The sequence below is a fragment of the Bradyrhizobium sp. 87 genome (assembly GCF_023073015.1).
GTDB lineage: Bacteria > Pseudomonadota > Alphaproteobacteria > Rhizobiales > Xanthobacteraceae > Bradyrhizobium > Bradyrhizobium canariense_D.
In genome coordinates this window covers 1-18,644 of record NZ_JADPIQ010000111.1, presented here as the reverse complement: position 1 = coordinate 18,644, position 18,644 = coordinate 1, and the positions used below count along the sequence as shown (strand labels likewise).

Here is an 18,644-nt window from a genome sequence, read left to right as displayed (position 1 = left end):
TCATGGCGATCGAGGAAAGAGGCACGCGGATGCTCACGGAGTTCCGCGAATTCGCCATGAAGGGCAACGTCGTTGACCTCGCGGTCGGCGTCATCATCGGTGCGGCCTTCGGCGCCATCGTGACGTCGCTGGTCGGCGACGTGATCATGCCCATCATCGGCGCAGTTACCGGCGGCCTCGACTTCTCGAACTACTTCACGCCGCTTTCGAGCAAGGTCACCGCCGCAAATCTCGCGGACGCGAAAAAGCAGGGTGCCGTCTTGGCTTGGGGCAACTTCCTCACGCTGACGATCAACTTCATCATCATTGCCTTCGTGCTGTTCCTGGTGATCCGTGCCATGAACAAGTTGAAGCGCAAGGACGAGGCGGAGCCTGCCGCTCCGCCGAAGCCGTCGGCCGAGGTCGAGCTGCTGACCGAGATCCGCGATCTCCTCAAGAAGTCTTGACGCGCGCGCTTCATCCAAACTGTTAGCGTCCTCGCGCATCTCGATCAGGTTTGTCCCCCATGGCCGACAAGAATGAACGTCCGATCAAGGTCATGGCGGAAAATCGCAAGGCCCGCTTCAACTATGCGATCGAGGATACGATCGAGGTCGGCATTGCCCTGACCGGCACCGAGGTCAAGTCGATCCGCAACGGCAAGAGCACGATCGCGGAATCCTACGCCGATTCCAAGGACGGCGAGATCTGGCTGATCAACGCCACCATTCCGGAATATCTTCAGGGCAACCGCTTCAATCACGAGCCCAAGCGGCCGCGAAAACTGCTGCTGCATCGCAAGCAGATCAACAAGCTGATGGGAGCGGTCGACCGCGAAGGCATGACGCTGATCCCGCTCAAGCTTTACTTCAACGAGCGTGGTCGCGCGAAATTGCAGCTCGCGGTTGCAAAAGGCAAGAAGCTGCACGACAAGCGCGAGTCCGAGAAGAAGCGCGACTGGAGCCGGGAGAAGGGCCGCCTGATGCGGGCGAGGGGATAGCGGGATGACTCAGAGAAACCTGCTCGAGGTTGATTGGACCCGGATTCCCGCCCCCGCGGATGACGGCGGCGCCGCGCACCTGAAAGGCATGACGCTGCCGCCGGTCAGCCTGCTCGCCACTGACGACACGTCAGTCGCGCTGTCGGCGCTGCGTGGCCGGACCGTGGTGTTCGCCTATCCGCGCACCGGCGAGCCCGGCAAGATCGCGCTGGTCGACGATTGGGACATGATCCCGGGCGCGCGCGGCTGCACGCCGCAGACTTGCGCGTTTCGCGATCTGTTCGCCGAGCTGAAGGCCGCCGGCGCCGCGCAGGTGTTCGGCCTCTCGACCCAGAGCAACGCGTACCAGACCGAGATGGCCTCGCGGCTGCATCTGCCGTTCCCGGTGCTCTCGGACGAGAAGCTGGCGCTCACGCGCGCCCTGAATTTGCCGACCATGGAGGTTGCGGGCCTGACGCTGATCAAGCGCCTTGCGCTGATCGTCGACGACGCCAGGATCACGCATGTGTTCTATCCGGTGTTTCCGCCCGACCGGAACGCCGGCGATGTGCTGGACTGGCTGAAGGCCAATCCGGCCAAAGGCTTGTCTAGGGATTAGTCGAGGTCGGCCTTCACCTTCGCGAACACGGAGCGGAACATGTCCGGCGTCAGCACGCGGGTGTTCGTGTTGTAGCGGGAGCAGTGATAGCTGTCGTAGAGCCTGAATGCGCCGGCCTGATGCACGGCGCCGTGGCCGAAGGGGGCTTGCGATCCCTTCAGGTTCAGCGGCTTGAGCACGGTGTCGTGCGCAATGCGCCCGAGGGCGACGATCGCGCGCAGGTTCGGCATCGTTGCGAGATTCGCGGCGAGAAACTGCCGGCAGGTGTTGATCTCCACCGGCAGCGGCTTGTTCTGCGGCGGCACGCAATGCACCGCATTGGCGATCCGGCAGTCGACCAGCTTCAGGCCGTCGTCGGGACGCGCCCGATATTGGCCCTTGGCGAATCCGTATTCGAGCAGCGTGGTGTAGAGCAGGTCGCCGGCATAATCGCCGGTGAAGGGACGGCCGGTGCGGTTGGCGCCCTGCATCCCCGGCGCAAGGCCGACGATCAGCAGGCGCGCCTTGATGTCGCCGAAAGGCGCAACCGGTGCATTGTGCCACAATGGCTCGCGCGCGCGGTTCGCCTCGCGAAAGGCGACCAGGCGCGGACAGAGCGGACAGTCACGGTCGGGGACGAGGCTGAGAGGCTGGCGGCTTGACCGGGCCGCCTCACTCCTCGAAGTCGTCATCGCCCCTCGCCGGCGCCATCGTGGTTGCGCGCTGGAGGAACTGCGGAGCGTGGTGGCGCGCCTCGCGGTCGCCGCGGTCACGCGGGGCGGGGCGTTCGGACGGGTCGCGACCGAGCTTGGACTGCAGCTCGACGAGGTCGGTGAAGACGTCGGCCTGCCGGCGCAGCTCGTCGGCGATCATCGGCGGCTGGCTGGCGATCGTGGAAATCACGGTGACCCGCACGCCGCGGCGCTGAACGGCCTCGACCAGAGAGCGGAAGTCGCCGTCGCCCGAGAACAGCACCATCTGGTCGATGTGCTCGGCGAGCTCCATGGCGTTCACGGCGAGCTCGATGTCCATGTTGCCCTTGACCTTGCGGCGGCCGGAGGCGTCGATGAACTCCTTGGTCGCCTTGGTGACGACGGTGTAGCCGTTGTAGTCGAGCCAGTCGATCAGCGGCCGGATCGAGGAGTACTCCTGATCCTCGATGATCGCGGTGTAGTAGAACGCCCTAAGTAGCGTCCCGCGGCTCTGAAACTCCTTCAGCAGGCGCTTGTAATCGATGTCGAAGCCCAGAGTTTTTGCCGTCGCGTAGAGATTGGCTCCATCGATGAAGAGCGCGATCTTGTCGGTAAAGGAAGGTGACATTCAGTTTGCTCGCGTAGAGTTCATGATTGATCGTTTATTGTTGGCGCGGCGACAGCAAGCCGCGCGCTTCTAAAGTCCCGCCGAAACCCGTCGAAACCGCAAATCCGGAGAAGTCGGGGCAATCAAGGTATAGTTATGGCCAACTTGCACATACCCGGCGCCGCCCTCGCCGGCGGCCCGGGTAACCACCCATCCCAGCGCCAATGTGGGGGTAGCAGAGCCGTTTGGCGAGGCCAAATCACAAATTGGCCTTGCGAAACCCTCCCGGTCCCTATAACTACCGGCATTCATCCACATATTTCGTCCCACCCACAACGGAGCGACAGTCGATGGCTCGCGTCACCGTAGAAGATTGTATCGACAAGGTCGACAACCGGTTTGACCTGGTCCTGCTGGCCGCCCACCGCGCCCGCATGATTTCGTCTGGTTCACAACTAACGGTTGACCGTGATAACGACAAGAACCCTGTTGTGTCTTTGCGCGAAATTGCTGAGACCACCATTTCGCCGGAGGACCTCCGCGAGGAGCTGGTGCACTCGCTGCAGAAGTTCGTCGAGGTTGACGAGCCCGAGCCTGACACTGTGCCGCTGATCGGTTCCGCCGGTGCAAGCGTGGATGCAGACGATACCGAAGTCGCCGTTGAGCGCATGACGGAAGAAGAGCTCCTGAAGGGTCTCGAAGGCCTCGCGCCGCCCGAGGAGCAACCCGAGGAAGACGAGTAAATCGTCCCGTCGCGCTCATCGACTTCTTTGTGATCTGATCAAAGGCCCGAACCGTTGTTCGGGCCTTTGCTTTTGTTGGCGTTTTCGTGGTTACCATAGCGTCGTCGGTTCGCGCCTGTCCCTGTCACTGAATTGATCGGACACGCGCGCGATCGGAGCTAAGATGTATACAACGGGCTCTGTCGTGGTCCGTTTGAAGGCAGGACGGCATGGTATATCGACGCCGCACACCAACGCAGATGCAGGCCGCAACCGAATCGGTTGCCGTGGCCCCGACTGCGCCGGTGGCGCGCCCGGCGAAGCCTCGCGCACGCATGATGCGTCAATATGACCTCGTCGAGCGCGTCAGGTCCTACAATCCCAACACCGACGAAGATCTGCTGAACCGCGCCTATGTCTACGCCATGAAGGCGCACGGCTCGCAGACCCGCGCCTCGGGCGACCCGTACTTCTCCCATCCGCTCGAAGTGGCGGCGATTCTCACCGACCTGAAACTCGACGACGCCACCATCGTGGCTGCGCTGCTCCACGACACGATCGAGGACACCGAAGCGACGCGGGCCGAGATCGACCAGATCTTCGGGCCCGAGATCGGCGCGCTGGTCGAAGGGCTGACCAAGCTGAAGCGGCTGGAGCTGGTGTCGCGGGAGGCCAAACAGGCCGAGAATCTGCGCAAATTGTTGCTGGCCATTGCCGACGACGTCCGCGTGCTCCTGGTGAAGCTCGCCGATCGCCTGCACAACATGCGCACGCTGGACTTCGTGCCGACGGAATCGCGACGGCGCATTGCCGAGGAGACGCTCGATATCTATGCGCCGCTGGCCGGGCGCATGGGCATGCAGGAAATGCGCGAGGAGCTGGAGGACCTGTCGTTCCGGACCCTCGACCCGGAAGCCTATTCGGTGGTGATGCAGCGGCTCGATGCGCTGGCGGAACGCAACCGCAATCTGATCGGCGAAATCGAGGACCAGCTCTCCAACAATCTGCGCCACCGGGGCTTGGGCGCGCGGGTCTATGGCCGCCGCAAGAAGCCATTCTCGATCTGGACCAAGATGGAGCGGAAGTCGGTCGGCTTCGAGCAATTGTCCGACATCTTCGGCTTCCGCGTCGTCGTCAACGACATCGAGGCCTGCTACCGCGCGCTCGGCATCGTCCACACGAACTGGCCGGTCGTGCCCGGGCGGTTCAAGGACTACATCTCGACGCCGAAGCAGAACGACTATCGCTCGATCCACACCACCGTGATCGGCCCCGGCAACCAGCGCGTCGAGTTGCAAATCCGCACCGAGGCGATGGACCAGATCGCCGAGCGCGGCATCGCCGCGCACGTGTTCTACAAGGAAGGCGTGGGCTCGCCGACCGAATTCCTCAAGCGCGAGTCCAATGCGTTCGCCTGGTTGCGCCACACCATCGGCATCCTCTCGGAGAGCGCCAACCCCGAGGAATTCCTCGAGCACACCAAGCTCGAGCTGTTCCACGACCAGGTGTTCTGCTTCACCCCAAAGGGCAAGCTGATCGCGCTGCCGCGCCATGCCAACGTGATCGACTTCGCCTATGCCGTGCATACCGACGTCGGCAACAGCGCGGTGGGCTGCAAGATCAACGGCCAGTTTGCGCCGCTGTCCTCGGAGCTCCAGAATGGCGACGAGGTCGAGGTGCTGACCTCCGAAGCGCAAGCGGCGCCGCCGTCCGCCTGGGAAACGCTCGCGGTCACCGGCAAAGCGCGCGCCGCAATCCGCCGCGCCACCAGGACTGCGGTGCGCGATCAATATGTCGGTCTCGGCCGGCGCATCGTCGAGCGCCTGTTCGAGCGCGCCAAGATCGAATATGCCGACGACAAGCTCAAGGGCGCGCTGCCGCGGCTAGCACGAACCTCGATCGAGGACGTCATGGCGGCTGTGGGACGCGGCGAGATCAAGGCCTCCCACGTCGCGCGTGCGATGTATCCCGACTACAAGGAGGAGCGCATCGCGCGCTACGGCGTCAAGAAGGGGCTTGCCGGCAAGCTCAAGGAGAAGTCGTTCGAACCGCCGCGCACCCCGGTCGCGATTCCGATCCGCGGCATCAATTCCGACCTGCCGGTGAAGTTTGCGCCGAATGGCGGCGCAGTGCCCGGCGACCGCATCGTCGGCATCGTCACGCCGGGCGAGGGCATCACCATCTACCCAATCCAGGCGCCGGCCCTGAAGGATTTCGAAGAAGAGCCGGAGCGCTGGCTCGACGTGCGCTGGGACATCGAGGACTCCGCGCCGCAGCGCTTCCCGGCCCGCATCAAGGTCGAGAATGTCAACGAACCCGGCGCGCTGGCGCAGATCGCGACCGTGATCGCCGAGCACGACGGCAACATCGACAACATCAGCATGCAGCGCCGCTCACCGGACTTCACGGAGACGACGATCGATCTCGAAGTCTACGATCTCAAGCATTTGAGCGCGATCCTGGCCCAGCTGCGCGCGAAGGCGGTCGTCGCCCGCGCCGAACGTGTTAATGGATAGACGCCTTCCGTCATGGTCCATTCCTATGATTCCGTGAGTCCTGAAATGCCTGCACCTCCGCTCCGCCTCGGCGTCAATGTCGACCATGTCGCGACCCTGCGTAACGCGCGCAGCGGCCGCAATCCCGATCCGGTGCGCGCGGCGCTGCTGGCGATCGAGGCCGGCGCCGACGGCATCACCGCTCATTTGCGCGAGGATCGCCGGCACATCCGCGACGAGGACATGGCGCGGCTGAAAGCCGAGATCTCCAAGCCGCTTAATTTCGAGATGGCGGCGACCGAGGACATGATGCGTATTTCGCTCGCCACCAGGCCGCATGCGGTGTGCCTCGTGCCGGAGCGGCGCCAGGAGGTGACGACCGAAGGCGGGCTCGACGTCGTCGGCCAGCACAATGCGCTGGCGCCTTATATCGCGCGGCTGAACGATGCCGGCATCCGGGTGTCGCTGTTCATCGCGGCCGATCCCGCCCAGATCGAGACGGCGGCGCGGCTGCGCGCACCCGTGATCGAGATCCACACCGGCGCCTGGTGCGACGCCGTCGTCGAGGGTCACGCCGACAAGGCCGAGGCCGAATGGCGGCGGATCGTGGCAGGGGCGAAGCTGGCGAAAGAAGCAGGGCTGGAGGTTCACGCCGGACACGGGCTGGACTACGCGACAGCGGAGACGATCGCCGGCTTGCCGGACATCATGGAACTCAACATCGGCTACTACATGATCGGCGAAGCCCTGTTCGTCGGTCTCGCCGAGACGGTTCGCAGCATGCGCGCGGCGATGGACCGCGGCCGGAGCCGGGCATGATCATCGGCATCGGCTCCGATCTGATCGACATCACCCGGGTCGGCAAGGTGATCGACCGCCATGGCGAGCGCTTCCTCGACCGCATCTTCACCGCGGCCGAGCGGGCCAAGGCGGAGCGGCGCGCCAAGAACGAGAAGATGGTGGTGGCAACCTACGCCAAGCGCTTCGCCGCCAAGGAGGCCTGCTCCAAGGCACTCGGCACCGGCATCAGGCGCGGCGTGTGGTGGCGCGACATGGGGGTGGTCAACCTGCCGGGAGGGCGGCCAACCATGCAATTGACGGGCGGGGCGCTGGCCCGGCTCCAGGCCCTGACGCCCGAAGGGTTCGCGGCGCAGATCGACCTGTCGATCACCGATGACTGGCCGCTGGCACAGGCCTTCGTCATCATTTCGGCCGTGCCGCTGGCCAAACCCTGACGGTGCTCCGATAATTTTATAATTCGCATTCAAAATCAAGCGCTTATGCAGTTTTGACGCGATCCTTGATTGCGTGGTCTCCGACAACCGTCTAAAAGTCCGCGGACGCAAATCAGGCTGGGCGAATTCGGCTTTACGCCGGAATTGGCCCTCATTATCAGAATCAGGACAATCTCCTTGGGCCGCGAGCGATGGGCTGTTCGCGGGAGGAGGGCGCGCTGTGACCGCCCGCCGGAATTGAGAGAGCAATGAGCGTGACTTCAGGAACGAAAACTGAGAGCGGCATCGGCGAAACGATCCGGGTCGTGATCCACGCTCTCCTGATCGCTCTGGTGATCCGCACCTTCCTGTTTCAGCCGTTCAACATCCCATCCGGCTCGATGAAGGCGACACTGCTGGTCGGCGACTATCTGTTCGTCTCGAAATATTCCTACGGCTACAGCCATTACTCGATCCCGTTCTCGCCGCCGCTGTTCTCGGGGCGGATCTGGGGCTCGGACCCGAACCGCGGCGACATCGTCGTATTCCGCCTGCCGAAGGACGATTCCACCGACTACATCAAGCGCGTGATCGGCCTGCCCGGCGACCGCATCCAGATGCGGGACGGGCTGCTCTACATCAACGACACGCCGGTCGAGCGGCAGCGCATGAGCGAATTTGTCGGCGAGGACCCCTGCGGCGCCGAAGGCAGCGGCGTCTCCCGGGTGAAGCGCTGGAAGGAAACGCTCCCGAATGGCGTGTCCTACGAGACGCTGGACTGCGCCGACAACGGCTACGTCGACAACACCAACGTCTACACCGTGCCGACCGGCCACTTCTTCATGATGGGCGACAACCGCGACAACTCCACCGACAGTCGCTTCCTCGGCCAGGTCGGCTACGTGCCGCAGGAGAATTTGATCGGGCGCGCCCAGATGATCTTCTTCTCGATCGCCGAAGGCGAGCATGCCTGGATGTTCTGGCGCTGGCCCTGGGCGGTGCGCTGGAATCGCTTCTTCAAAATCGTCCGATGAAAGACGAAGCCAAGGACATCGCGATCCTACCGACCGAGGCGCAAGCGGGCCCCGACGGCGAAGCTGCGACCAAGACTCTTGATACCAAGACCCTTGAGGTCAAGACGCCTGAGATCAAGACGCCCGCAAAGAAGAAGCGGGTGCGGAGCAGCAAGGTCAGGGGCTCGGATGCGAATGCGGGGCTCGAGGCACGCATCGGCTACAGCTTTGCCGATCCGAACCTCTTGATGCAAGGCATCACGCATGTCTCCGCGCTGAAGTCCGGGCGCAAGCGCGGCGACAGCTATCAGCGGCTGGAATTCCTCGGCGACCATGTGCTCGGGCTCGTCGTCTCCGACATGCTCTATCACGCCTTCCCGAACGCCGACGAAGGCGAGCTGTCCAAGCGACTTGCCGAACTGGTGCGCAAGGAGAGTTGCGCCGATGTCGCCAAGTCGCTCGGTCTGCTCGACGACATCAAGCTCGGCTCGGTCGGCTCCAGCGCCGACGCGCGCCTGCGCAAGAGCGTGCTCGGCGACATCTGCGAGGCCGTGATCGGCGCCGTGTTCCTAGACGGCGGCTACGCGGCAGCGGCCGATTTCGTCAAGCGCAACTGGACCGAGCGCATGCACAAGCCGCGACGTCCCTTGCGCGATCCCAAGACCGTTCTCCAGGAATGGGCACAGGGCAAGGGATTGCCGACGCCGGTTTATCGCGAGGTCGAGCGCACCGGCCCGCATCACGATCCGCAATTCCGCGTCGCGGTCGACCTGCCGGGGCTGGCACCGGCGGAAGGCATCGGCGGCAGCAAGCGCGCGGCAGAGAAAGTGGCAGCTTCAGTGATGATCGAACGTGAAGGCGTTGGCGGCGGCAATGACGGTTGAAGCAAGCGGCGAGGCGCCCACTGCCACGCGCTGCGGCTTCGTCGCGCTGATCGGCGCGCCGAATGTCGGCAAATCCACGCTGGTCAATGCGCTGGTCGGGGCCAAGGTCACGATCGTCTCGCGTAAGGTGCAGACCACGCGCGCGCTGATCCGCGGCATCGTGATCGAGAACAACGCGCAGATCATCCTGGTCGATACGCCCGGAATCTTCCTGCCCAAGCGCCGGCTCGACCGCGCCATGGTCTCGACCGCCTGGAGCGGCGCGCATGACGCCGACCTCGTCTGCGTGCTGCTGGATGCCAAGGCCGGCATCGACGAGGAAGCGGAGGCAATCCTCACCAAGGTCGCCAGCGTCAAGCACGAGAAGATTTTGGTCATCAACAAAGTCGACCTGGTCCAGCGCGAGAAGCTGCTGGCGCTGGCGCAGGCTGCCAACGAGCGCATGGCCTTCGCAAAGACGTTCATGATCGCGGCGATCTCCGGCGACGGCGTCGATGACCTCAGGCGTACACTGTCCGAGATCGTACCGCCGGGGCCGTTCCTCTATCCCGAAGACCAGATGTCGGACGCGCCGATGCGGCAGCTCGCGGCCGAGATCACGCGCGAGAAGATCTTTCGCAAACTGCACCAGGAACTGCCCTACCAGTCCACCGTCGAGACCGACAAGTGGGAAGAACGCAAGGACAAGTCGGTGCGCATCGAGCAGACGATTTTCGTCGAGCGCGAAAGCCAGCGCAAGATCGTGCTCGGCGCCGGTGGCGCCACCATCAAGTCGATCGGCGCGGACTCGCGCAAGGAGATCGGCGAGATCCTGGGCGTGCCGGTGCACCTGTTCCTGTTCGTCAAGGTGCGCGAGAACTGGAGCGACGATCCCGATCGCTACCGCGAGATGGGCCTGGAATTTCCCAAAGAATAACCAAGAAAAGATCGGTCGACGATGAGCGTACCCAGCAACGTACGGCGCTTCGAAGCGTTGCTCTATGCATCGTTGATGCTGGATGCCTTGTCGGTGGCGGTGCAGGACCGCACGCCGACTGCCGAGATGACCGAACAGATGATCATGACGTCGTCGCTGCTCGCCGGCGGCATGATCCTGCTGCTGGTGTATTTCGTCCGGCTGGCCGCGCACGGGCGCAAGAACTGGCCGCGCTGGGTGCTGGCGGCAGCGCTCGTGCTGTCGGTGATCTCGCTCGGCCAGATCATCGGCGAGAAAGGCATGGAACTCGACAGCGCCATCGAGATCGTCTCCTGCGTGCTGACCGCGATGGGATTGTATTTCTCGTTCCGCGGCGACGCGCAGGGCTGGTTCAACGCGTGAGGCCGTGTCGGGTGGATTGGCGGCGCGCAATTCACCTTCCAGGCGTGCCCCCGCGATTGGCCGATTAGGCCTTCGGCCAATCCGCCCTACGATTGAAGACCGGAATCCGCTAGACTTCACCGATGGAATGGACCGACGAAGGCATCGTGCTGGGGGTGCGGCGGCATGGCGAGAGCAGCGCCATCGTCGAGTTGCTAACCCGTGCCCACGGCCGCCATCTCGGTCTCGTCCGCGGCGGCGCCGGCTCTCGGATGCGTCCGTTGCTGCAGCCCGGCAACAGCCTCCGCGTGGTATGGCGGGCGCGGCTCGACGAGCATCTCGGCACCTATGCCATCGAGGGCCTCAAGCTGCGGGCGGCGACGCTGCTGGGATCATCCCACGGCGTCTACGGCATCACCCATCTCGCCTCGATCGCGCGGTTGCTGCCGGAGCGCGATCCGCACGAAAACCTCCTGGCGCTGCTCGAACATTCGCTGGACGATTTCGACGACATCGGCAGCGCGGCCGTGCACGTGATCCATTTCGAACTGGCAATGCTCACCGAACTCGGCTTCGGGCTGGCGCTGGAAAACTGCGCGGTGACAGGAGAGACCACCGACCTGATCTACGTCTCGCCCAAATCCGGCGGCGCGGTGTCCCGCGGGGCGGGCGAGCCGTGGCGCGACCGCCTGTTGCGGCTGCCACCGTTCCTGCGCCAAAGCGAGGTGCAGGGCGACCTCACCGATCAGGATCTCCAGGACGGCTTTCGACTGACCGGCCTGTTCCTGCTGCGCCTCGTGCTGGAACCACGCGGGCAAGGCCATTCCGATGCGCGGGCAGGCTTCATCAACGCGCTGACGCGACAGCAGGCAAAGGCCGCCATTCCCGCGCCATGAGCTTGGCGCGGCTCTGCGTTGCCTCAGTGGACCAGCCCTTGCTGGAACAAAACTCGGTTCCCCGGACTTGCCATTTTGGGTTCCAACCGGGGATAGCCTCATGCTGATCAAGGGACTTGTGATATCGGCAGCGCTGATTGCGCTGGCGCCGGACGCCCTCGCGGGTGAGCAGCCGGGCGTCTTTCGCCGTGCTTCCTGTACCGTCGTCAGATTCTATGTGGCTAAATATTCCGCTGCAGCCGCAGAGGCATGGGCACGGTCCAAAGGGGCGACGGAGGCCGAGATCGACACCGCGCGGCGGTGCCTGACCAATGCCCCGGCCACCACGCAGGCTAAAGCCGCGCCACCCACCCAGACCTTCACCGCAGGCTGGGCCGGCCAGTAGGCCGCCACAGGGAACCAATCGATCCTTGCCCGATTCGCTTCCACGGTTTAACCGGGCGGCATGGGAAAACGATTGATTCCGCCGGAGGAACCGGCCGAAATTCACGAGGTGCCGCTGCGTGAGGCGTTGGAAGAGCGCTATCTCGCCTACGCGCTCTCCACCATCATGCACCGCGCGCTGCCGGATGCGCGCGACGGCCTGAAGCCGGTACACCGGCGCATCCTGTATGGCATGCGGCTGCTCCGGCTCGACCCGGGCACGGCATTCAAGAAGTCCGCCAAAATCGTCGGCGACGTGATGGGCTCGTTCCATCCGCATGGCGACCAGGCGATCTACGACGCCATGGTGCGGCTGGCGCAGGACTTCTCCTCGCGCTACCCGCTGGTCGACGGCCAGGGCAATTTCGGCAATATCGACGGCGATAATCCCGCCGCCTATCGCTACACCGAAGCGCGCATGACCGACGTCGCGCGGCTTCTGCTCGACGGAATCGATGAGGACGGGGTCGAATTCCGCCCCAATTACGACGGCCAGTCGAAAGAGCCGATCGTGCTGCCCGGCGGCTTCCCGAATCTGCTCGCCAATGGCGCGCAAGGTATCGCAGTCGGCATGGCGACCTCGATCCCGCCGCACAACGCCGCCGAGCTCTGCGACGCCGCGCTGCATCTGATCGAGAAGCCCGACGCGAAGTCGAAGGCCTTGCTGAAATGGGTCAAGGGTCCGGACTTTCCAACCGGCGGCATCTGCGTCGATTCCAAGCAGGCGATCGCTGAAGCCTACACCACCGGTCGCGGTTCGTTTCGCGTCCGCTCCCGATGGGAGCAGGAAGAGGGCGCGCGCGGCACCTGGGTCGTCGTCGTCACCGAGATACCCTTTCTGGTGCAGAAGTCCCGGCTGATCGAGAAGATCGCCGAGCTGCTGGACCAGAAGAAGCTGCCGCTGGTCGGCGATATCAGGGACGAGTCGGCCGAAGACGTTCGCATCGTGATCGAGCCGAAATCGAAGAACGTCGATCCCGCGCTGATGATGGAATCGCTGTTCCGGCTGACCGAGCTCGAAAACAAGATTCCGCTGAACCTCAACGTGCTGATCAAGGGCCGCATTCCCAAAGTCGTGGGGCTCGCGGAGTGCTTGCGCGAATGGCTCGACCATCTGCGCGACGTGCTGATCCGTCGCACCAACCATCGCAAGGCCGAGATCGAGCGCCGGCTGGAGATCCTCGGCGGCTTGCTGATTGCCTATCTGAACATCAACGAGGTGATCAGGATCATCCGCAATGAGGACGAGCCGAAGCCGGCGCTGATCAAGGCGTTCAAGCTCACCGAGGTGCAGGCCGAAGCCATCCTCAACATGCGGCTCCGAAGCCTGCGCAAGCTCGAGGAGATGGAGATCCGCGGCGAGGACAAGGATCTTCGCAAGGAGCTGAAGGGCATCGAGGGACTGCTGGCGTCCGAACCCGAGCAGTGGAAGAAAGTCGGCGAGCAGGTCGGCAAGGTTCGCGACATGTTCGGACCGAAGACCCCGCTCGGCAAGCGCCGCACCACCTTTGCCGACGCGCCAGAGCATGATCTCGCTGCGATCGAGGAGGCCCTTGTCGAGCGCGAGCCGGTGACGGTGGTGGTCTCCGACAAGGGCTGGATCCGCACTCTCAAGGGCCATGTCGAGGATCTCTCGGGGCTGGCCTTCAAGCAGGACGACAAGCTCGGATTCGCGTTCTTCGCGGAAACGACCTCGAAGCTGCTGCTGTTCGCCACCAACGGAAAATTCTACTCGCTCGATGTCGCAAAACTTCCGGGCGGCCGCGGTCATGGCGAGCCGATCCGCCAGTTCATCGATCTCGAGCCGGAGGCCGCGCCGGTCACGCTGTTCGTCAACAAGGGCGGACGCAAATTCCTGGTCGCGAGCCACGAGGGCCAAGGGTTCGTCGTCAACGAGGACGATTGCGTCGGCACCACCAAGAAGGGCAAGCAGGTCCTCAACGTCGACATGCCGAACGAGGCGCGCACAGTCACCGAGGTGATCGGCGACACCGTCGCGGTCATCGGCGAGAACCGCAAGATGCTGGTGTTCCCGCTCGACCAGGTGCCGGAGATGGCGCGTGGCCGCGGTGTGCGTCTGCAGAAGTACAAGGACGGCGGCCTCTCCGACATTGCAGTGTTCGACGCCAAGACGGGCCTGACCTGGAAGGACTCCGCCGGCCGCGAATTCTCCGCGACCATGAAGGAGCTCGCCGAGTGGAAAGGCTCTCGCGCGGACGCCGGCCGTCTGCCGCCGAAGGGATTCCCGAAGTCGAACAAGTTCGGCAGGGGGATCGGGTAGTCGGGCGACAGTCTGGTTCCGCCGGTGCGCGCGGTCTGATACCGTCCGCCATCCCGGTGTTCTGGAACGTTGAGAAGTAGCGCGATGTACGATGTCATTGTTGTCGGCGGCGGCTCGGCCGGCGCTGCTGTTGCGGCGCGGCTCTCGGAAGATCCCGCACGGCGCGTCCTGCTGCTGGAGGCGGGTCTGGACTGGCGCGCCGACGAGGCGCCCTGGGAGGTGATGACGCCAAATCCCATCCCGATCATCCACAAGCGCGAGTACCAGGAGAAGTGGCAATGGCCGGATCTTCTGACGCGCCGTGTGGCCGGCCAGGAGCCGCGCTTCTACTGGCGCGGCAAGGGGCTCGGCGGCTCGTCGATGATGAACGGCCAGATCGCCATCCGCGGCGTCGCTGCTGCGTTCGACGAATGGGCCGCCAATGGCTGCACCGGCTGGTCGGCCACGGACGTGATGCCGTTGTTCTCGGTGATCGAGGATGATCTGGAATTCGGCGACGCCGCCGGCCACGGCCGCGGTGGACCGCTGCCGGTCTATCGGGCGCCGCCGGAAAAATGGGGGCCGATCGACCGCGGCTTGCGCGATGCGGCGTTGGCGAGCGGCTATCCCTGGTGCGCCGACGTCAACGGCCCTGACGGCGAGGGCGTCGCCTGCTATCCCATCAACAGCCGCGACAGCCGCCGCATCACGACCAATGAGGGTTATCTGGAGCCCGCGCGGGGCCGCGCCAATCTGGAAATTCGCGGGCATGCGCTGGTCGACCGCGTGCTGATCAGCGACGGCCGGGCAACCGGCCTCCGCGTTCACATCGAGGGGCAGGGCACCAGCGAGATCAGCGCGCGCCAGATCGTGCTGTGCGCCGGCGCCATCCACAGTCCAGCGATCCTGCTGCGCTCGGGCATCGGTCCTGCGGAGGAGCTGAAGGCGATGGGGATCGCGGTCGAGCGCAACCTGCCGGTCGGCAAGCACTTCTTCGATCATCCGCTGTTCCGTGCCACGATCCAGCTCCACCAAGACCTGCGGCCGACCGATCCGGACACCCGCCACACCAATTGCTGCGTGACCTATTCGTCGGGCCTCGCCGAGGGCGGCAAGCGCGACATGATCCTGATCGCCTTCAATCACCGCGGCATCGGCGTGCCGGGCGCGATCGGCGCCGGGCTGTTCAACGCGTATTCGCGTGGAACGCTCAAGCTGGCCTCGACCGATCCCACGATCGATCCCGTCGTCGAGGAAAACATGCTGGCCGATCCCCGCGACATGCTGCGCATGAAGGATGCGGTGAAGCGGCTCGCCGTGATCACCTCCCAGCCGGCGCTATCAGGCATCGCCGACTGGATCCGGCTCGCGGACACCGATCTGACGCTGCCGCAAGCCGCGGCCTTGCCGGAGCATGAACTGGATGCGCTGCTGCGCCGTGAGACCGGCGATATCCAGCACGCCGCCGGCAGTTGTCGTATGACCGGCTTTGAGAGCGCCGACGGCGTGGTCAACCCTGACGGCACCGTGAAGGGCATCTCCGGCCTGCGCATCGCCGACGCCTCGATCATGCCATCGGATTGCCGGGCCAACACGCATTTCACGACCGTGGTGATTGGCGAGGCGATCGCGCGGATGATGATGCGTTAGGTTCAATCGTCGTCCGCCATGGCGGTCTGATGAAACGGCGCGCAGACGAAAACCTACCGCTCGACGGCCAAGCCGAACAGCGGTCGGAGATGTGTCCCCAGAATGTTGCCGACGAAAGCCGCCACCAGCCAGCACCAGCCATGCAGGCTGCCCGATGCGATCCCGCTGAAATAAGCGCCGATATTGCAGCCATAGGCGAGCCGGGCGCCATAGCCGAGAAGCAGGCCGCCGATGATGGCGGCGAGGAGCGAGGATGCGGAGATGCGCCATGTCGGATGGAATTTGCCGGCGAGGCCTGCGGCCAGCAACGCTCCCAGGATGATGCCGAAATCCATGACGGAGGTGATGTCGGCGAAGACGCTTTGGTGCAGCGAGGTCGCGCGAGCACCCTGCCAATAGGGCCATGACGCGACGTCGACGCCGAGGCTCATCAGGATCTTCGATCCCCAGAGCGCGAAAGCGGAGGTGATGCCCCAGGGACGTCCCGCAAGATACAGCGTGGCGAAATTTCCGATCGCGAGCAGGATCGCGCCCCACAGCAGCGGCCATGGCCCCTGCATGAAGCGGCGTAGGCCTTGCAGCTTCGTCCGCGCTCCCGGCTCGAGTTCGCCGTGGCGGCCGATCTCGGCCCTGAGGGTGATGAGATAAATTGCAGCCATAACAGCCCAGCAGAGCACGAGCGCCGGCAGCCATCCGAGCCGTTCGATCAACGAGACGGCGCCGATGTTCGGCAGCGCGCTCCACCACCGCAGATGCAATGCACCGAGCGTCGATCCGGCGATGAAGGCCGCCAGTGTCACCAGCATGCGGGTGTTGCCGCCGCCGGCGGTATAAAGCGTTCCCGACGCGCAGCCGCCGCCAAGCTGCATTCCAAGGCCGAACAGGAATGCCCCGGTGAGCATGCCCACGCCCACCGCGCCGAGCTCGCCACGCACGGCGACGCCGAACAGCGTGCCTTGCGCCAGGGCCGGGAAGAAGAGGGCGGTTGCCAGCGCAAGCATGACCATTTGGGCGCGAAGGCCGGCGCCTCGTCGTGCGACAATGAAGACGCGCCAAGCCGAGGTGAACCCGAACAGCGCATGGTACAGCGTCAGGCCAAGTGCGCCTCCGAGAAGAAACAACAATCCCTGTTGCCACGAAATCGTGCCTGACAAGGCCGCTGCGCCCGCCAGAAGAATTGCCGCCGCGACAGCGACGACCGTGAGATTGGCGCCGTGCCGGTCATTGTCAGGGGCAAGCAGCCGCGCATCGATAGATAGATCGGTCATGGCTCATCCAAAAGCGGATTTCTTCGGCAGTGAGAGCTAACCGGGGCGAATTCTCCCCGTTCCAATCTTTCCACCTTGGAACTGATGCGATAGCGCTAGCCTGTCATGCCCAGGCTCGACCGGGGCATTCAGTACGCCGCGGCCTCTCCTCTCAAATCTCGACTGTCTTGGGCTACCGGGTCGCCCGGTCAAGCCGGGCGACGACAGCGAGAGTGGGCAAGATTAGTCGTCGCGCCGATGCACGTTTCAAACGGCGGACGAGAGTTCGCGATCTCGCGGCGCGTTCCGCCCGAGTCTTGCGTCGTCGCATCGCCCTCATTGAGACAAGGGCGCAGGGAAGGCCGGGCGCCGGCTGGCACCCGCAGATCCGTGGCGATAGAAATGCACACGGGGTGGATCACAGGTTCGCCGGATCGCCCGGCCTTCCCTGCGCGATGGTTTTAACGTGTCCTTCGTGCTCTCCTCGGGGAGCGATGCACTATTGCCCCCGTCGCCATGCAGATGACTGATGCGCGCGGCCCGGTTGGGCCGCCACATCACCGCAGGACTTGACGCACAGACCCCGGGCGTCAGGACCACACGACTTGGCGTCAAGGCCGTTTTGCCCGGTGATTTCGCTGCTTTTGGTCGGCTCGGCCCGATTAGGCCCTAGACCACGATGGTGTCAGGCTGAAACACGCTCGCGACGCCCTTTGCCGCGACCACGGTTCGGGTTGAATTCATCAACCGCGCATTGCCACGCTACGATCTCGTCCTCGAACCAAACGCGGCGGTTTGGCGAGATGTAGGTTGCTCGGGGGAAGCGACCGGCTTTTTCCATGCGGTACAGCGTGGTTCGCGATACCGGGATGATCCGCAAGACCTGCTCCTCATTGAGCATGCGCCGCGCGCCAGACCGGTTCGGTGCGCCGTCTTCCGTCGCGGCAGCCAGTGTGCGGTTCACAGCGCCTGCTCCTGCTGCTGCTTGCGGCGCGAGCGCTGCTCCTTGTGCTGCTGCAAGAACTTGTTGAACGCGTCCTGCGTGCTCTGCTGCGAGAACATCACGCGCCACTCGGCGGCGGCCTCCACCGTGATGCGCACGGCGCGACCCAGCCGGATTTCCTTCGGGCCGAGTCCAGCTTCGCGCAGCAGGCGATAGAAGCTCTCCGAAATGGTTTCCATCGCGCAGAACTCCAAGATCGTGAAGCTCGTGCGCGGAATGTGGTTAGCGATGGCGGCGGCGGCGTTCGCGGCCTTGGTCTTGCTTGCCATGAAGTTGCAAATCTCCTCAACGAATGACGCTGAGCAGTTTAGAGCCGCATGGGGTTGGTGGGGAGAGACTTATCGAACACCACGAGCACGCAAGATGTCTTATGCAACACCACGTGGCCGCAAACATGTCTTTTGGACAGCCGTTCAGCGAAAGATGACTTATCGAACAGCACGTCGCCTCATGACGACGTGCTGTTCGATAAGTCACTTCTCAAATCACGAATTAGGTCTAGTTGAGATGCATCCTGACGCAACAGGGCGCACGTCCAAATGAATTGGCGTGCATACTCTAGAAACAGGAGCACGATCATGTCAGCTCGCAAGCTGTTGTTATTTCCTGAACTGCACGACCACGGCGTTCCCTTCGGTCGCCGGTACATCGATCGTCTCGAAGCTGAGGGAAAATTCCCGAGACG

The 18,644-nt window shown here is 64.0% G+C and carries 20 protein-coding genes; 15 read left to right on the top strand and 5 right to left on the bottom strand.

Annotation, left to right across the window (positions count from 1 at the left end; translation table 11 throughout):
- The first annotated feature begins 2 nt into the window (after nucleotides 1–2).
- The 3 genes from mscL to IVB50_RS29410 are packed head-to-tail and all read left to right on the top strand — an operon-like array spanning nucleotide 3 to nucleotide 1,577.
- Complete coding sequence (mscL, locus tag IVB50_RS29420; protein WP_085351428.1) at nucleotides 3–446, top strand: large conductance mechanosensitive channel protein MscL; 444 nt, start codon at nucleotides 3–5, stop codon at nucleotides 444–446.
- A gap of 59 nt (nucleotides 447–505) precedes the next feature.
- Nucleotides 506–979 carry an SsrA-binding protein SmpB gene (gene smpB, locus IVB50_RS29415; protein ID WP_007603387.1) on the top strand — a complete coding sequence of 158 codons (474 nt, stop codon included), beginning with the start codon at nucleotides 506–508 and terminating at the stop codon, nucleotides 977–979.
- 4 nt (nucleotides 980–983) lie between these two features.
- Nucleotides 984–1,577 carry a peroxiredoxin gene (locus IVB50_RS29410; protein ID WP_085351429.1) on the top strand — a complete coding sequence of 198 codons (594 nt, stop codon included), beginning with the start codon at nucleotides 984–986 and terminating at the stop codon, nucleotides 1,575–1,577.
- Here the strand turns inward: IVB50_RS29410 and IVB50_RS29405 are convergent.
- A complete protein-coding gene (locus IVB50_RS29405; protein WP_026233573.1) occupies nucleotides 1,574–2,248 on the bottom strand; it encodes a uracil-DNA glycosylase in 675 nt (224 codons plus the stop codon). The two genes, IVB50_RS29410 and IVB50_RS29405, sit on opposite strands and share 4 nt — an antisense overlap.
- Nucleotides 2,229–2,876 (bottom strand): NYN domain-containing protein, encoded by a 648-nt coding sequence (locus IVB50_RS29400; protein WP_247298795.1) that lies wholly within the window; start codon nucleotides 2,874–2,876, stop codon nucleotides 2,229–2,231. The genes IVB50_RS29405 and IVB50_RS29400 overlap by 20 nt, the downstream gene beginning before the upstream one ends.
- Nucleotides 2,877–3,205: 329 nt before the next feature.
- Here IVB50_RS29400 and rpoZ point away from each other — a divergent pair, with 329 nt between their 5' ends.
- The 12 genes from rpoZ (at nucleotide 3,206) to IVB50_RS29340 (ending at nucleotide 15,709) form a co-directional block, all read left to right on the top strand.
- Nucleotides 3,206–3,598, top strand: a complete 393-nt coding sequence (rpoZ, locus tag IVB50_RS29395; RefSeq protein ID WP_007603391.1) for a DNA-directed RNA polymerase subunit omega — start codon at nucleotides 3,206–3,208, stop codon at nucleotides 3,596–3,598.
- Between the two features lie 209 nt (nucleotides 3,599–3,807).
- Nucleotides 3,808–6,093: a bifunctional (p)ppGpp synthetase/guanosine-3',5'-bis(diphosphate) 3'-pyrophosphohydrolase gene (locus IVB50_RS29390; RefSeq protein WP_026233572.1), complete on the top strand. Its 2,286-nt coding sequence runs from the start codon at nucleotides 3,808–3,810 to the stop codon at nucleotides 6,091–6,093.
- A 45-nt stretch (nucleotides 6,094–6,138) separates the two neighbouring features.
- Complete coding sequence (locus IVB50_RS29385; RefSeq protein ID WP_026233571.1) at nucleotides 6,139–6,891, top strand: pyridoxine 5'-phosphate synthase; 753 nt, start codon at nucleotides 6,139–6,141, stop codon at nucleotides 6,889–6,891.
- Nucleotides 6,888–7,307, top strand: coding sequence for a holo-ACP synthase (acpS, locus tag IVB50_RS29380; protein WP_007611179.1), 420 nt, complete (start codon nucleotides 6,888–6,890; stop codon nucleotides 7,305–7,307). Before IVB50_RS29385 ends, acpS begins: the two co-directional genes overlap by 4 nt.
- Before the next feature lie 248 nt (nucleotides 7,308–7,555).
- Complete coding sequence (gene lepB / locus IVB50_RS29375) at nucleotides 7,556–8,320, top strand: signal peptidase I (RefSeq protein ID WP_018458408.1); 765 nt, start codon at nucleotides 7,556–7,558, stop codon at nucleotides 8,318–8,320.
- Nucleotides 8,317–9,183: a ribonuclease III gene (gene rnc, locus IVB50_RS29370; RefSeq protein ID WP_085357520.1), complete on the top strand. Its 867-nt coding sequence runs from the start codon at nucleotides 8,317–8,319 to the stop codon at nucleotides 9,181–9,183. Before lepB ends, rnc begins: the two co-directional genes overlap by 4 nt.
- A complete protein-coding gene (era, locus tag IVB50_RS29365; protein WP_018458406.1) occupies nucleotides 9,173–10,099 on the top strand; it encodes a GTPase Era in 927 nt (308 codons plus the stop codon). Before rnc ends, era begins: the two co-directional genes overlap by 11 nt.
- Before the next feature lie 21 nt (nucleotides 10,100–10,120).
- Nucleotides 10,121–10,501: a hypothetical protein gene (locus IVB50_RS29360; protein ID WP_018458405.1), complete on the top strand. Its 381-nt coding sequence runs from the start codon at nucleotides 10,121–10,123 to the stop codon at nucleotides 10,499–10,501.
- A gap of 122 nt (nucleotides 10,502–10,623) precedes the next feature.
- Nucleotides 10,624–11,376, top strand: coding sequence for a DNA repair protein RecO (gene recO, locus IVB50_RS29355; protein ID WP_247298793.1), 753 nt, complete (start codon nucleotides 10,624–10,626; stop codon nucleotides 11,374–11,376).
- A 100-nt stretch (nucleotides 11,377–11,476) separates the two neighbouring features.
- Entirely contained in the window at nucleotides 11,477–11,761 is a 285-nt protein-coding gene (locus IVB50_RS29350; protein ID WP_018458403.1) for a hypothetical protein, read from the top strand.
- A 60-nt stretch (nucleotides 11,762–11,821) separates the two neighbouring features.
- Entirely contained in the window at nucleotides 11,822–14,080 is a 2,259-nt protein-coding gene (gene parC / locus IVB50_RS29345) for a DNA topoisomerase IV subunit A (protein WP_247298791.1), read from the top strand.
- Nucleotides 14,081–14,164: 84 nt separating this feature from the next.
- Nucleotides 14,165–15,709: a GMC family oxidoreductase N-terminal domain-containing protein gene (locus tag IVB50_RS29340; RefSeq protein WP_247298789.1), complete on the top strand. Its 1,545-nt coding sequence runs from the start codon at nucleotides 14,165–14,167 to the stop codon at nucleotides 15,707–15,709.
- 53 nt (nucleotides 15,710–15,762) lie between these two features.
- Here IVB50_RS29340 and IVB50_RS29335 read toward each other — a convergent pair whose 3' ends face one another.
- The 3 genes from IVB50_RS29335 to IVB50_RS29325 form a co-directional block, all read right to left on the bottom strand.
- The gene (locus IVB50_RS29335) at nucleotides 15,763–16,977 is read right to left on the bottom strand and encodes a YeeE/YedE family protein (RefSeq protein WP_247298786.1); all 1,215 of its coding nucleotides are present in this window, start codon (nucleotides 16,975–16,977) and stop codon (nucleotides 15,763–15,765) included.
- A 664-nt stretch (nucleotides 16,978–17,641) separates the two neighbouring features.
- Nucleotides 17,642–17,920, bottom strand: a complete 279-nt coding sequence (locus tag IVB50_RS29330; protein ID WP_247298784.1) for an AlpA family phage regulatory protein — start codon at nucleotides 17,918–17,920, stop codon at nucleotides 17,642–17,644.
- The gene (locus tag IVB50_RS29325; protein WP_247298782.1) at nucleotides 17,917–18,228 is read right to left on the bottom strand and encodes a hypothetical protein; all 312 of its coding nucleotides are present in this window, start codon (nucleotides 18,226–18,228) and stop codon (nucleotides 17,917–17,919) included. The genes IVB50_RS29330 and IVB50_RS29325 overlap by 4 nt, the downstream gene beginning before the upstream one ends.
- Between the last annotated feature and the right edge of the window lie 416 nt (nucleotides 18,229–18,644).

Coding starts and splice junctions, on each gene's coding strand:
- mscL (WP_085351428.1), top strand. CDS start 3: ATGGCGATCGAGGAAAGAGGCACGCGGATGCTCACGGAGTTCCGCGAA.
- smpB (WP_007603387.1), top strand. CDS start 506: ATGGCCGACAAGAATGAACGTCCGATCAAGGTCATGGCGGAAAATCGC.
- IVB50_RS29410 (WP_085351429.1), top strand. CDS start 984: ATGACTCAGAGAAACCTGCTCGAGGTTGATTGGACCCGGATTCCCGCC.
- IVB50_RS29405 (WP_026233573.1), bottom strand. CDS start 2,248: ATGACGACTTCGAGGAGTGAGGCGGCCCGGTCAAGCCGCCAGCCTCTC.
- IVB50_RS29400 (WP_247298795.1), bottom strand. CDS start 2,876: ATGTCACCTTCCTTTACCGACAAGATCGCGCTCTTCATCGATGGAGCC.
- rpoZ (WP_007603391.1), top strand. CDS start 3,206: ATGGCTCGCGTCACCGTAGAAGATTGTATCGACAAGGTCGACAACCGG.
- IVB50_RS29390 (WP_026233572.1), top strand. CDS start 3,808: ATGGTATATCGACGCCGCACACCAACGCAGATGCAGGCCGCAACCGAA.
- IVB50_RS29385 (WP_026233571.1), top strand. CDS start 6,139: ATGCCTGCACCTCCGCTCCGCCTCGGCGTCAATGTCGACCATGTCGCG.
- acpS (WP_007611179.1), top strand. CDS start 6,888: ATGATCATCGGCATCGGCTCCGATCTGATCGACATCACCCGGGTCGGC.
- lepB (WP_018458408.1), top strand. CDS start 7,556: ATGAGCGTGACTTCAGGAACGAAAACTGAGAGCGGCATCGGCGAAACG.
- rnc (WP_085357520.1), top strand. CDS start 8,317: ATGAAAGACGAAGCCAAGGACATCGCGATCCTACCGACCGAGGCGCAA.
- era (WP_018458406.1), top strand. CDS start 9,173: ATGACGGTTGAAGCAAGCGGCGAGGCGCCCACTGCCACGCGCTGCGGC.
- IVB50_RS29360 (WP_018458405.1), top strand. CDS start 10,121: ATGAGCGTACCCAGCAACGTACGGCGCTTCGAAGCGTTGCTCTATGCA.
- recO (WP_247298793.1), top strand. CDS start 10,624: ATGGAATGGACCGACGAAGGCATCGTGCTGGGGGTGCGGCGGCATGGC.
- IVB50_RS29350 (WP_018458403.1), top strand. CDS start 11,477: ATGCTGATCAAGGGACTTGTGATATCGGCAGCGCTGATTGCGCTGGCG.
- parC (WP_247298791.1), top strand. CDS start 11,822: ATGGGAAAACGATTGATTCCGCCGGAGGAACCGGCCGAAATTCACGAG.
- IVB50_RS29340 (WP_247298789.1), top strand. CDS start 14,165: ATGTACGATGTCATTGTTGTCGGCGGCGGCTCGGCCGGCGCTGCTGTT.
- IVB50_RS29335 (WP_247298786.1), bottom strand. CDS start 16,977: ATGACCGATCTATCTATCGATGCGCGGCTGCTTGCCCCTGACAATGAC.
- IVB50_RS29325 (WP_247298782.1), bottom strand. CDS start 18,228: ATGGCAAGCAAGACCAAGGCCGCGAACGCCGCCGCCGCCATCGCTAAC.